Annotated in this window: 9 protein-coding genes; 4 read left to right on the forward strand and 5 right to left on the reverse strand. The window is 73.2% G+C overall.

Going from position 1 to position 12,835, the window contains the following annotated elements; translation table 11 throughout:
• Positions 1-4: 4 nt before the first annotated feature.
• Complete coding sequence (locus tag ACFIF2_RS19125) at positions 5-1,372, reverse strand: MFS transporter (protein ID WP_395574141.1); 1,368 nt, start codon at positions 1,370-1,372, stop codon at positions 5-7.
• A 27-nt stretch (positions 1,373-1,399) separates the two neighbouring features.
• On the reverse strand, positions 1,400-1,837 hold the full coding sequence (locus tag ACFIF2_RS19130) for a MarR family winged helix-turn-helix transcriptional regulator (RefSeq protein WP_395574143.1): 438 nt from the start codon (positions 1,835-1,837) through the stop codon (positions 1,400-1,402).
• Between the two features lie 150 nt (positions 1,838-1,987).
• On the opposite strand from ACFIF2_RS19130, the gene ACFIF2_RS19135 reads away from it, so the two are divergent.
• Positions 1,988-2,203, forward strand: a complete 216-nt coding sequence (locus tag ACFIF2_RS19135) for a ribbon-helix-helix protein, CopG family (protein WP_395574145.1) — start codon at positions 1,988-1,990, stop codon at positions 2,201-2,203.
• Here the strand turns inward: ACFIF2_RS19135 and ACFIF2_RS19140 are convergent.
• Positions 2,196-3,653, reverse strand: coding sequence for an NCS2 family permease (locus ACFIF2_RS19140; protein ID WP_395574147.1), 1,458 nt, complete (start codon positions 3,651-3,653; stop codon positions 2,196-2,198). The genes ACFIF2_RS19135 and ACFIF2_RS19140 overlap by 8 nt on opposite strands.
• A 180-nt stretch (positions 3,654-3,833) precedes the next feature.
• On the opposite strand from ACFIF2_RS19140, the gene ACFIF2_RS19145 reads away from it, so the two are divergent.
• Together ACFIF2_RS19145 and ACFIF2_RS19150 are read left to right on the forward strand one after the other, a co-directional pair.
• Positions 3,834-4,091, forward strand: a complete 258-nt coding sequence (locus ACFIF2_RS19145) for a DUF2530 domain-containing protein (protein ID WP_395574149.1) — start codon at positions 3,834-3,836, stop codon at positions 4,089-4,091.
• A gap of 129 nt (positions 4,092-4,220) precedes the next feature.
• Positions 4,221-6,686 carry an HAD-IC family P-type ATPase gene (locus tag ACFIF2_RS19150; RefSeq protein WP_395574151.1) on the forward strand — a complete coding sequence of 822 codons (2,466 nt, stop codon included), beginning with the start codon at positions 4,221-4,223 and terminating at the stop codon, positions 6,684-6,686.
• Between the two features lie 138 nt (positions 6,687-6,824).
• On the opposite strand, the gene ACFIF2_RS19155 is transcribed toward ACFIF2_RS19150, so the two are convergent.
• A complete protein-coding gene (locus ACFIF2_RS19155; RefSeq protein WP_395574153.1) occupies positions 6,825-9,947 on the reverse strand; it encodes a sacsin N-terminal ATP-binding-like domain-containing protein in 3,123 nt (1,040 codons plus the stop codon).
• A gap of 225 nt (positions 9,948-10,172) precedes the next feature.
• Positions 10,173-11,096, reverse strand: coding sequence for a DUF3027 domain-containing protein (locus ACFIF2_RS19160; protein ID WP_395574155.1), 924 nt, complete (start codon positions 11,094-11,096; stop codon positions 10,173-10,175).
• A gap of 344 nt (positions 11,097-11,440) precedes the next feature.
• Between ACFIF2_RS19160 and ACFIF2_RS19165 the strand changes: the two genes are divergently transcribed.
• Positions 11,441-12,832, forward strand: a complete 1,392-nt coding sequence (locus tag ACFIF2_RS19165) for an MFS transporter (protein WP_395574157.1) — start codon at positions 11,441-11,443, stop codon at positions 12,830-12,832.
• Positions 12,833-12,835 lie beyond the last annotated feature (3 nt).

Raw genomic sequence — 12,835 nt, forward strand, 5'->3', positions numbered from 1 at the left:
CGGGTCACGCCGCCGGTGCCAGCTCCTCGCGCCGCTCGCGCGGTACGAACCGCACCCGCGGGTGCCCCCGGTGCCAGCCGACCGACAGGCGCAGGTTGCCGACGCGGGCCAGGACCAGGCCGATGACGAGCGCGGCCGTGGCGGCCACCGCGCCGCCCGCGGCGAAGCCGACCCGGGCGCCGTAGGTGTCGGTGACCCAGCCGACGATCGGGGCGCCGACCGGGGAGCCGCCGAGGAAGACCATCATGTACAGGGCCATGACGCGGCCCCGCATGGCCGGGTCGGTGGACATCTGGATGCTGGTGTTGGCGGTGACGTTGACCGTCATGCTGAAGAGGCCTATCGGGACCATCAGCAGCGCGAACAGCCACAGCGCGGGCACCGTCGCCGCCACGATCTCCAGGGTGCCGAAGGCCAGCGCCGCCGCGATCAGCACGCGCAGCCGGGCCGTGCCGCGCCGGGCGGCGAGCAGGGCGCCGGTGACCGAGCCGACGGCCATGAGGGTGTTGAAGAGGCTGTAGGCACCGGCCCCCGCGTCGAAGACGTCGTCGGCGAAGGCGGACAGGAAGACCGGGAAGTTGAAGCCGAAGGTGCCGATGAAGCCGACCAGCACGATCGTCCAGATCAGCTCGGGGCGCCCCGCGACGTAGTGCAGGCCCTCCCGGAGCTGGCCCTTGCCGCGCGGGGCGCGCTGGACGGCGTGCAGGTCGCGGGCGCGCATCAGCAGCAGGCAGGTGAGCGGCGCGACGAAGGACAGGCCGTTGGCGAGGAACGCCCAGCCGGTGCCCACCCCGGTGATCATCACGCCGGCGACGGCGGGGCCGACCAGGCGGGCGGACTGGAAGTTGGCCGAGTTGAGGCTGACCGCGTTCTGGAGCTGGTCCCGGCCGACCAGCTCGGAGACGAAGGACTGGCGGGCGGGGTTGTCGACGACGGTCGCCAGGCCCATCGCGAAGGCGGCGACGTAGACGTGCCAGACCTGGACGTGGCCGGTCAGGGTGAGGACGGCGAGGAAGAGCGCGGTGACGGCCATGGACGACTGGGTGACCAGCAGCGTGGGGCGCTTGCGCAGGCGGTCGACGAGGACGCCGCCGTAGAGGCCGAAGAGCAGCATCGGCAGGAACTGCAGGGCCGTGGTGATGCCCACCGCGGCCGACGAGCCGGTGAGGCTGAGCACCAGCCAGTCCTGGGCGATGCGCTGCATCCACGTGCCGATGTTGGAGACGACCTGCCCCGCGAAGAACAGGCGGTAGTTCCTGACCTTCAGGGAGGCGAACATCGACGTCCGGGTCCGGCGAGGGGTGTCGGGGGCGGTCGGGTCGTCGTGGCCGTCGGGTGCGGGGGCGGAAGCTGCTCCGGGTCCCGTACTCAAAAAGGTTCGCCTCCTCGCGATGACTGCTTACCGGTGTGCGAGCTTCTCCAGGACGGGGGCGGCGGCGCGCAGTTTCGCCCACTCGTCCTCGTCGAGTCCCTCGACCAGCGTGGCCAGGAACGCGTTCCGCTTGCGGCGGCTCTCCTCGAGCATCACCACGGCCTGTTCGGTCTGCGTCACGACCTTCTGGCGCCGGTCCTCCGGATGCGGCTCCAGACGGACCAGTCCCTTGGCCTCCAGAAGCGCCACGATGCGGGTCATCGAGGGCGGCTGGACGTGTTCCTTGCGGGCCAGCTCGCCCGGGGTCGCGCTGCCGCAGGTGGCCAGGGTGCCCAGCACCGACATCTCGGTCGGGCTGAGCGACTCGTCGACCCGCTGGTGCTTGAGCCGACGGGACAACCGCATCACGGCGGAGCGCAGGGAGTTCACGGCGGCGGCGTCGTCGCCATGCTTGAGGTCCGGCATGTTCCTTAGCGTAACTCATTAGTCTCGCGAAATACCACCGCTCACCCGGCCGCGTGCCCGTGACTCCCGCCACTGAAACCCGCACTTCACCCGTACGAGTGACCTGTTATCGGAAACCGGAGCATCACCCGGTCGGCGGGGGCGACCCTCGTGCCCATGGGGACCACTGTGCTCAGCCTGCGCATAGACGGGGAGCTGCTCGACCGGCTCCGGCACCACGCGGCGAAAAGGGGAATGAGCGTCCAGGACTATGTCGTCCGGACGCTCATTCGCGATGACTTCGACGAGCGGTTCCAGTCCGCCGTGGAGGAGACGGAACGGTTCTACGGGGTCACCTCGGCGGTGGAGCCCCCGCCGGTCAGGTGAGGCCCAGGGCCGGCATCAGGTAGTAGAAGGCGAACACCGCCGACACCACGTACATGGTGACCGGGACCTCCCGGCCCCGTCCGGCCGCCAGGCGCAGCACCGAGAAGGCGATGAAGCCCATGCCGATGCCGTTGGTGATCGAGTAGGTGAACGGCATCATCAGCATCGTCACGAAGGCCGGGACGGCGATCGTGAAGTCGCTCCAGTCGATCTCCCGGATCGAGCCGGCCAGGATCAGGAAGCCGACCGCGACCAGCGCCGGGGTGGCCGCCTGGGACGGCACCATCGTGGCAACCGGCGTGAGGAACAGCGCCACGGCGAACAGCGCGCCGCTGACGATGTTCGCGAAACCGGTGCGCGCGCCCTCGCCGACACCGGCCGTGGACTCGACGAAGCAGGTCGTGGCCGAGGCGGAGCTGGCGCCGCCCGCGGCGACCGCGATGCCGTCGACGAACAGGACCTTGTTGATGCCCGGCATCTGGCCCTCGCCGTCGGTCAGCTTCGCCTCGTCGCTGACCGCCATGATCGTGCCCATCGCGTCGAAGAAGCACGACAGCAGGACGGTGAAGACGAACAGCACGCCGGTCAGGATGCCGACCTTCTCGAACCCGCCGAACAGGCTGACCTCGCCGACCAGGCCGAAGTCGGGGGTGGCGACGGGGTTGCCGGGCCACTCGGGCGTGGTCAGACCCCAGGAGGGGATGTCGGCGATCGCGTTGATGATCATCGCGACGACGGTCATCACCACGATGGAGATCAGGATGGCGCCGGGGGTCTTGCGGACGATCAGCGCCAGGGTGAGCAGCACGCCGAGGGCGAAGACCAGCACCGGCCAGCCCAGCAGGTGACCGCCGGTGCCCAGCTGGAGCGGGACGGTGGTCTGGGCGGCATCCGGCATCCGGGTCACGAAGCCGGAGTCGACGAGGCCGATCAGCATGATGAACAGGCCGATACCGATGGCGATGGCCTTGCGCAGACCGTAGGGAACGGCGTTCATCACGCGCTCCCGCAGGCCGGTGGCGACCAGCAGCATGACGACGAAGCCCGCCAGCACCACCATGCCCATGGCGTCCGGCCAGGACATCCGCGGGGCGAGCTGGAGGGCGACGACGGAGTTCACGCCGAGACCGGCGGCCAGCGCGATCGGGACGTTGCCGATGACACCCATCAGCAGCGTGGTGAACGCCGCAGTCAGGGCGGTCGCGGTGACCAGCTGACCGTTGTCGAGCTGGTTGCCGTACATGTCCTTCGCGCTGCCCAGGATGATCGGGTTCAGCACGATGATGTACGCCATCGCGAAGAAGGTGGCGAGACCGCCGCGGATCTCACGGGGCAGCGTGCTGCCGCGCTCGGAGATCCGGAAATAGCGGTCGAGGGCGTTCTGCGGGGGCCGCCGGTCCTCCGGCGACTCGGGGGACGGGGGGACCTTGGCGGAGGCCGAGGTGGACATGCGAGGACCTCATCACCACCAGGTTCCCCCACGGCCTGGTTGGTGTTTTCTACGAATGAAAGCGGTCAGAGACAAACGGATTCAGTATGAAGGTATGAGTCCTCGATCGCTATCTCCGCGCGTAGATCCGCGTGGTGACATGCCGCGAGGGGGCGGCGCGGGGCCTCGTAAGCTGTACGCATGCAGAAGTGGACACCCACGCACGAGGCGCCGGAGCCCCTGGAGGGCCCCGTGGTCGCGACCATCGTCGGCGGCACCATCCTCTGGTTCGTCCTCTTCCTCGCGCAGCTGCCCTTCTACGGCTGGTTCGACGACCACGGGCACACCTGGTGGGTGTGGACCTGCCTGGCCGGAGCCGGGCTCGGCCTGATCGGCATCTGGTACGTCCGCAGGCGCGACGCCGCGCTGAAGCGGCGCGCGGCGGAGGACGAGGCGTAGTACGACACCGCGTGGTACGACACCGCGTAGTACCACGGCACCACCGGGCGGACCGGCCCCTCCTACCCCGGTGGGATCTTCGCCGCATTCGGCGGGTGAAGCCGTAAATCCGCCCGTACCGTCGAACGCATGACGCATCTCGACGCGGGCGGCCGACTCGATCCCGCGGGTCCCCCGCACGCCCTCTCCCCGGTCACCGGGCTGACCGCCGCCGGGGTCGCCGAGCGGGTGGCGCGCGGTCAGGTCAACGACGTACCGGTGCGCAGCAGCCGCTCGCTCGCCGACATCGTCCGGGCCAACGTCTTCACCCGGTTCAACGCCATCATCGGCGTGCTCTGGGTGATCATGCTGTTCGTCGCGCCCGTCCAGGACAGCCTGTTCGGCTTCGTGATCCTCGCCAACACCGGCATCGGCATCATCCAGGAGTGGCGGGCGAAGAAGACCCTCGACTCCCTGGCCCTGATCGGCGAGGCCCGGCCGACCGTGCGCCGGGACGGCACGGCCGCCGAGGTGAGCACCTCGGAGATCGTGCTGGACGACGTCATCGAGATCGGCCCCGGGGACAAGGCCGTCGTCGACGGGGTGTGCGTCGAGGCCGACGGGCTGGAGATCGACGAGTCACTGCTGACCGGCGAGGCCGACCCCGTCGTCAAGCAGCCGGGGGACCAGGTCATGTCCGGCAGCTTCGTGGTCGCGGGCGGCGGCGCGTTCCGGGCGACCAAGGTGGGACGCGAGGCGTACGCCGCGCAGCTCGCCGAGGAGGCGTCCCGGTTCACGCTGGTCCAGTCGGAGCTGCGCTCGGGCATCTCCACGATCCTGAAGTACGTCACCTGGATGATGGTCCCGACCGCGATCGGCCTGATCGTCAGCCAGCTGGTCGCCAAGGACGACGAGCTGGACGACTCGATCGCCCGGACGGTCGGCGGCATCGTGCCGATGGTCCCCGAGGGCCTGGTCCTGCTCACCTCCGTCGCCTTCGCGATCGGGGTCATCCGGCTGGGCCGCAAGCAGTGCCTGGTCCAGGAGCTGCCCGCGATCGAGGGCCTCGCCCGCGTCGACACCGTCTGCCTGGACAAGACCGGCACCCTCACCGAGGGCGGCATGGACGTCACCGCCCTGCGCCTGCTCGACGGCGCCGACGAGCGGTACGTCCGCACGGTGCTCGGCGCCCTCGGCGAGTCCGACCCGCGGCCCAACGCCTCCCTCCAGGCGATCATCGACAGCTATCCGGTCGCCGAGTTCACGGAGCCGGCCGCGTCCACGGAGCCCACCGGGTCCGGCGAGCCCGCCCGGCCCGCCGAGCCCGCCGAGGCGTGGCGCTGCACCGAGTCGCTGCCCTTCTCCTCCGCCCGCAAGTACAGCGGCGCCACCTTCAGCGAGGGGGACGGCGTCCTGAGCACGTGGCTGCTGGGCGCGCCCGACGTCCTGCTGGCGGAGGACCACCCCGCCCTCGCCGAGACCACGCGGCTCAACGAGCGGGGCCTGCGGGTGCTGCTGCTCGCCCGCGCGGCCCGCGAGCTGGACGACCCCGCGGTGAGCGAGGACGTCACGCCCACCGCCCTGGTCGTCCTGGAACAGCGGCTGCGCCCGGACGCGGCCGACACCCTGCGCTACTTCGCCGACCAGGACGTCCGCGCCAAGGTGATCTCCGGCGACAACGCGGTGTCGGTCGGGGCGGTGGCCGCCAAGCTCGGTCTGTCCGGCGCCGCGGTCGACGCGCGCCGGCTGCCCGCCGGGCGGGAGGAGATGGCCGGGGCGCTCGACGAGGGCACGGTCTTCGGCCGGGTCACCCCGCAGCAGAAGCGGGACATGGTGGGCGCCCTCCAGTCGCGCGGCCACACCGTCGCGATGACCGGCGACGGCGTCAACGACGTCCTGGCCCTCAAGGACGCCGACATCGGCGTGGCGATGGGCTCGGGCTCGGAGGCCACCCGGGCGGTCGCGCAGATCGTGCTGCTGAACAACAGCTTCGCCACGCTGCCGTCGGTGGTGGCCGAGGGCCGCCGGGTCATCGGCAACATCACCCGGGTCGCGACCCTGTTCCTGGTGAAGACCGTGTACTCGGTGCTGCTGGCGATCCTGGTGGTCTGCTCGCAGGTCGAGTACCCGTTCCTGCCCCGCCACCTCACCCTGCTCTCCACGCTGACCATCGGCGTCCCCGCCTTCTTCCTGGCCCTCGCCCCGAACAAGGAACGGGCCCGGCCCCACTTCGTGCGCCGGGTGATGCGGTACGCGATCCCGGGCGGTGTGGTGGCCGCGGCGGCGACCTTCACGACGTACCTCGTGGCCCGGCAGCACTACTCCGGACCCGGGGCGCTGGACGCGGAGACCAGCGCGGCGACGCTGACGCTGTTCCTGGTCTCGATGTGGGTGCTGGCGATCGTCGCCCGCCCCTACACCTGGTGGCGGGTGGGGCTGGTCGCGGCGATGGGCCTGGGGTTCGTGGTGGTCCTGGTGGTGCCGTGGCTCCAGGACTTCTTCGCGCTGAAGCTGGTGGGCGTGACCATGCCGTGGGCGGCCGTCGGCATCGCGGCGGGGGCGGCGGCCGTCCTGGAGCTGGCGTGGAGGTGGGTGGACCGGCGGCTTCCGGCCTAGCCGGCAGCGGAGCCGCCCGCGGAGGGGAGGGCTGTCTGCCGGGAAAGCGTGAGCAGATGGGCGCTGACTGTCCTCGATGCGCTCATCTGAGAGCGCCGAGGACAGGCAGGCCCCATCTGCTCACGTCTTCGCGGATTCCTAGTCGAACCAGCGGTCCCTGGCCAGCTCCTCCGTGCGCGACTCGTCCTCCAGCAGCGCCGCCACCTCGAAGCGCCGCGGCCACTGCCCCGCCGCCCAGGCGAGCCCCGCGGCCACGCCCTCCAGGGTCGCGGCGTGCAGCACCCCGTCGTCCGTCAGCCGCCAGTCGATCTCCACGCCGTCGACGACCAGCTCCTCGTGCTCCACGTAGGAGGCGGGGGTCCGCGCCCCGAGCAGGACCCGCACCGGCTCCGGTACGTCGTGCTCGGCGCCCTCGGAGTCCACCCGGCCGGTGACGGACTCGCTCAGCCGCCGCACCTGGAACAGCTCCGCCAGCTCGGCCGCCCGGGCCGGCCGGACGGGCAGCAGCGGCACGCCGGACGTGAAGGCCAGCAGGTCCGGCGAGTCGACGACCACGGCGTCGGCGGCGTCCACCACCTCCACCCGCCCGTCGACCACGGCCCGCACGTCGTCCGGCAGGGTCACCCGCTCGGGGTCCAGCTCCGCCAGCGCGCCGTACAGGGCGTGCAGCTGGGCGGCCGTGACCGGGCGGTCCGGGTCGGCCAGGCGCTCCAGCAGCTCGGCCGCGCCGCCGGGCTCGTCGAGCAGGGCGGCCACCGACGTCCGTACGCCGAGCGCCCGCAGCACCTGCTCGTCCTCGAAGCCGGACGCGTCGGCCTCGTCGTACAGGCCGCGCAGCAGCGGGTCGCCGCCGGCCGCGCGCAGACCGGCCGGCCGCCGCCCGCCGAGCACCGGGTGCCCGCGCAGCCACCACGCGGTGTACGGCCGTACGACCTCGTGGGTGCCGTCGTGCAGGAGGACGCGCACCGGCTGGACCAGCGCGTCCCGCAGCGGCGGCCGGGAGAGCAGGGCCAGGGCCTCGGGCCAGCGGTCGTCGTCCACCAGGTCCAGGTCGCGCACGGCGACGATCTCGGTGGCGACCGGCGGGACGGGACTGTCCGGGAAGCGGTCGAGGACGTCCTCGCTCCACACGTCCACGGCGTCCAGCAGCCCCGCGTCGTCCGGCTCGGCGAAGTCGCCCTCGCGGGGCTCCAGTTCGTCGGGGTCGAGGACGACGTCGGTAGCGCGGACCAGCGCGAAGGTGACCAGGACACCACAGGCGGCCAGGGGCTCCGGCCCCCACTTCGCGGCCAGCTCGGCGTCCACCGCGGCGAGTTCGTCCTCGCGCATCACCCGGGCGAACGGGCCGCCGGGGAAGACGAGTTCGCCCGCCGGGGACAGCTCGCCGTCCTCGTCGGGCAGAGCGAGCGCGCCGAGCCAGGGCTCGTCACCGGGTTCGAGCCCGGCGTCGCGGACCAGGCCGAGGACGGTGTCGGCCAGTTCCTCGGCGTCGGGGGCGTCCTCCTCCCAGTTCGTCCCGCCGTCGTCCTCCAGGGAGGCCGCGACGGCGGCCCGCACCTGCGGGGTGGTCAGCACCGCGCGCGGCGTGGCCGGCAGGGCGCCCAGCTTCTCCAGGAGCGGGTGGGCGGCGTCCGGGTGGGCGACCTTGAGTCCGAGGCGGGTGAGGATCTCCGGGTCCAGGGACGCGGCGTCCGGAGCGGGCAGCAGCACCTGCCGCGGACCGATGGTGGTCCGGCCGTCCGCCAGCGGCACCGGCAGCCCGGACAGCCGGTCGGGGTCGACCCCGGCGAGGCTGTCGTAGAGCCGCCGCCACCAGTCGGGGGCCTTCTCCAGCCCGGCCAGCCGGTCGATCGCGTCGGTCAGCGGCACCCGGGCCACACCCAGCGTGCGCAGCTCCGCGCGGCGCTCCAGCCCGGCGGGCAGCAGCGTCGGCAGCACCTCGGCGAGGACGCGCACGGTGTCGGCACCCGCTCCCTCGACCACCTCGGCGTCGCGGGGGCGCAGGGACTCGGGCAGGTCGGGGTCGTCCTCGCGCGGCGGGAGGGCGGGCGGCAGGAAGGAGGTGCGGGGCAGCCGTTCGAGGATCGCCCGGCGCAGTACGCCGTCCAGCTCGCCCTTGCCCAGCGGGCCGGGCACGAGGTCGATGAGGCCGGCGGCGACCGGGCTCCAGTCGGCGAGCAGCCCGGCGTAGGCGTCCGCCGCCCGCTCCGTCAGGAAGTCGGTCAGCGGACCGGGCGCGGCGTGCCGGCGGGTGGAGTCCAGCGGGAAGGACGCGATGAGCAGCGCGGGCACGCCGAGGGGCTCGTCGCTGGGCGTGGGCGCGTGCACGACGGGACTGGTGCGGGGCCGCGCGGGGCCGCCGTCGGCGTCCACGGGCACCGCCCACGTCACCGACCAGTGGGGGCGCAGCCGCTCCTCCACGGGCCGGTCGGCGAGCAGGTCCGGGATGAGGGGCCCGTGCGCGGCGGCGGTCCGCCAGCGGGTGGTGCCCTCCCTCGAATCCTCTACGACGGTCAGGGGGCCCTCGGTGCGGCGGGCGAGCGTGCGCGTCTCGTCCCCGGCCTCCACCACGACCTCCTCCAGGCCCGGCAGGGCGAGGAGCAGGGCGTCGTCCACGGCGTGCAGGAGCCGTTCGGCGAGGTCGGCGGCGGCCGTGTCGCGCAGCGGGAGGATGACGGCGGTGTCGTAAGGGCCGGGGGCGCTGCCCTCGGCGGGGAACGGCAGCCGCAGCAGCGGGACGTGCCCGTCGCGCCGCCGGATCTCGTCGCCGAGGCCGGGGCTGTGCAGGGCGGTGTCGGCGGCCAGGTCGCGGGCCTCGGCCAGGGACCAGCGCACCCCGCCGTGCCGGGCGACGACGGCGGGCTCGTCGGTGACGGCCAGGACGGCGGCGAAGCCGACCCCGAACCGGCCGACCGCGCCCTGTCCGGCGTCCCGCTTGGCGGACGCGCGCAGCGTGGACAGCGACTCGACGCCGGCCGCGTCCAGCGGGGCGCCGGTGTTGGCGGCGACGAGAACGCCGTCGCGCAGGGTGAGCCGGAGCCGGCCGGGCACACCGGACCGCGCGGCGGCGTCGGCGGCGTTCTGCGCCAGCTCGACCACCAGCCGGTCGCGGTAGCCGCCGAGGACGAGGTCCTCCTCCGCGTTGGCGTCCTCACGGAAGCGGGCCGGGCTCGTCGCCCAGGCGTCCAGCACCCCGCGCCGCAGACGTGCCGTACCGAACGGATCGGCGCCCTCGGCGGCAGGCCGCACGAACATGCTCACGGTGACTCTCCTCATCGACGGACCACGAAGGTACCGCGACGAAACGCCCTCACCGATCTGGACGTCGGCGGCCGGCGCCATTCAGCCCGTCCGGCGTTTGAGGACGAGGCCGTCAAGACCGAAGGGGGGTCTGGGGGCGCAGCCCCCAGGAACCCGAGCCACGACGCACCCGCACCGAACCCCGTACCGCCCGGCACGGAACCGGCACGGAACCCGCGCCAGAACCTACGAGTGCCCCAGATCCGCCGCTTCGTCCTCGCCCACGGACACCGACCCGGAGTCCGCCGCCGGCCGCAACGGGAACGGATCGACCCGCGTCTCGTCGATCACCGGCGGAGCCACCCGCGGCGGCTTCGGCATGACCGCCGCCTCGGAGTGCCCGCCGCACCCGTAGGCCAGCGACACGACCCGGCCGTCCGCCGGGGAGAACTCGTTGGCGCACACCCCGAAGGCCTGCCCGAGCGAGCCGCCGATACGCGCCAGGAAGCCGCAGCTCACGCACGCCGCGGGGGCGGCCTGCGCCATCGGCGTCTTCGGCCCGAAGGACTCCTCCCAGCGGTCGGCGGCGACGTGCAGCCCGTACCGGGACAGCACCCGCGCGCGGCGCAGGCCCAGCTCCTCGGCGACGGCCGAGATCGTGCCCCGGGCCGGGACGGCGGACAGCTCGGCGGGCGGCCCGGCGGTGACCTCGGCGTCCTCCGCCTCCACCAGCTCGGCCATCTCGTGGGAGACGGCGGAGTTCGGCGGCGGCTCGTCCTCGCCGGTCCAGCCGGGCTCCAGCCTGAGGTCCTCCGCGTCGGTCGGCAACAGGTCGCCGGGGCCCATGTCGCCGGGCCGCAGCCGCTCGCTCCACGGCACCCACTCGGGCGCGAGGAGGGCGTCCGGGCCGGGCAGCAGCACCGCCTCGTCCACCGTGACGATCTTCGCGCGGGAGGCGCGGGCCACGGTCACCGCCCAGCGCCAGCCGCGGTAGCCGAGTTCCTTGCAGGCGAAGTGGTGGGTGACGACCCGGTCGCCCTCCGACACCATCCCCTCGTGCTCGCCGACGACGCCGGGGGCGGCGGCCTCCTCGGCTGCGGCGCGGGCGAGGTCGACGGCCTCGGCGCACAGACGGTCAGGGGTGCGGCTTCGCGTTGTCGCTGCGCTCACAGGTATCGCTTCTCTCCATACGCCGTCTCACGAGTGCGCCGCTGCCTGCGAGGGGCGGACGGAGCGGACCTGTGGACCGCGTCGACGTCCGCGCCCGATCGCGCTCGGGCACACCTACGTCATCCATTCTGCGGGATGGCCGTAAGGCGCGCGGCCGAGAACGTTCGCCACGGCGCGCTAGGCACGCTACCTGCTCAGCTGCGCTGGGCCTACACCGACGGGAGTTTCGGCGGGGTACGGTACCGCGTTCTCCGGCCGTGACGGCGCCGGCGTCACCCGACTCGATCACCGCCATCCGTGCCGTACGGACGCTATAGCCCCGGCACTCGGGGCACTATGACGGGGTGGCAGCCGCACGGACGGAGTTCAAGAGCGGGAGCCGGGGGCGGGGTCCCGGCTCCCGGTTCCGAGCGCTCGGCCGGGCCCTGCGCCTGCCGTTCACCGGGACCGCGCGCGGCATCCGCCGGGCGACACACGCGCACGGCGCCGGTGAATCCGGCCTGGGCAAGCTGATCGAGCTGCACGGGGTGAACGGCGCCGGGGACGTGATGATCACCGTCGCGCTCGCCTCCACGGTCTTCTTCTCCGTCCCCACCGACGAGGCGCGCGGCCGGGTCGCCCTGTACCTGGCCATCACCATGGCGCCCTTCACGCTCCTGGCGCCGGTGATCGGCCCGCTGCTGGACCGCCTGCCGCACGGCCGCCGCGCGGCGATGGCAGCCGCGATGGGCGCCCGGGCGCTGCTCGCGCTGGTGCTGTCGGCAGCGGTGATCAGCGGCGGCATCGAGCTGTATCCGGCGGCGCTGGGCGTGCTGGTCGCGTCGAAGGCGTACGGCGTGGTCAGAAGCGCGGTGGTGCCGCGGCTGCTGCCACCGCGCTTCTCGCTGGTGAAGGCGAACTCGCGGGTCACGCTGTGCGGGCTGCTCGCCACCGGTGTCGCCGCGCCGGTCGCGGCGGGGCTCCAGCAGGTGGGTCCGCGCTGGCCGCTGTACGGCGCCTTCGTGATCTTCGTCGTGGGGACGGTCCTGTCGTTCACGCTGCCGCCGAAGGTGGACTCGGCGCGCGGCGAGGACCGGGCGCTGCTCGCCGCCGACGAGCGGCACCTGCACGGGCCGCACCGCAAGCCGGTCAAGCGTCCCGGGCTGCGCACGGTGGGGCCGGCGGTGACCCACGCGCTGGCCGCCAACGCCGGAATCCGCTGCCTGTCCGGCTTCCTGATCTTCTTCCTGGCCTTCCTGCTGCGAGTGCACCCGCTGTCCGGGCAGAGCGCGGCGGTGTCGCTGGGCATCGTGGGCGTCGCGGCCGGCGCGGGCAACGCGCTGGGCACGGCGGTCGGGGCGTGGCTGCGGTCGCGGGCACCGGAGATCATCATCGTGACGGTCGTCGCGGTGGTGCTGGGTACGGCGGTCACGGCCGCGGTCTTCTTCAGCACGGTCCTGGTGGCGTGCCTGGCGGCGGTCGCCGGGTTCGCGCAGGCGCTGGCCAAGCTGTCCCTGGACGCGCTGATCCAGCGGGACGTGCCCGAGCAGGTCCGCACCTCGGCGTTCGCCCGCGCGGAGACGCTGCTCCAGGTGTCGTGGGTGTTCGGCGGGGCGGTCGGGATCGTGCTGCCGCTGAACGGCACGCTGGGCCTGTCGGTGGCGGCCGCGATCATCGCCGCCGGATGGCTGACGACCGTACGGGGCCTGATCGGCTCGGCGCGGCACGGGGGCCCGGCGCGGCCGAGAGTGGCGTGATCA

Origin of the sequence: Streptomyces sp. BK79 (genome assembly GCF_044142145.1) — a bacterium.
In the GTDB taxonomy this organism is placed as follows: domain Bacteria; phylum Actinomycetota; class Actinomycetes; order Streptomycetales; family Streptomycetaceae; genus Streptomyces.

What these genes read in the sequence shown, in the direction of transcription:
- ACFIF2_RS19130 (WP_395574143.1), bottom strand. Translation starts at nt 1,837, where the DNA reads ATGCCGGACCTCAAGCATGGCGACGACGCCGCCGCCGTGAACTCCCTG.
- ACFIF2_RS19145 (WP_395574149.1), top strand. Translation starts at nt 3,834, where the DNA reads ATGCAGAAGTGGACACCCACGCACGAGGCGCCGGAGCCCCTGGAGGGC.
- ACFIF2_RS19150 (WP_395574151.1), top strand. Translation starts at nt 4,221, where the DNA reads ATGACGCATCTCGACGCGGGCGGCCGACTCGATCCCGCGGGTCCCCCG.
- ACFIF2_RS19140 (WP_395574147.1), bottom strand. Translation starts at nt 3,653, where the DNA reads ATGTCCACCTCGGCCTCCGCCAAGGTCCCCCCGTCCCCCGAGTCGCCG.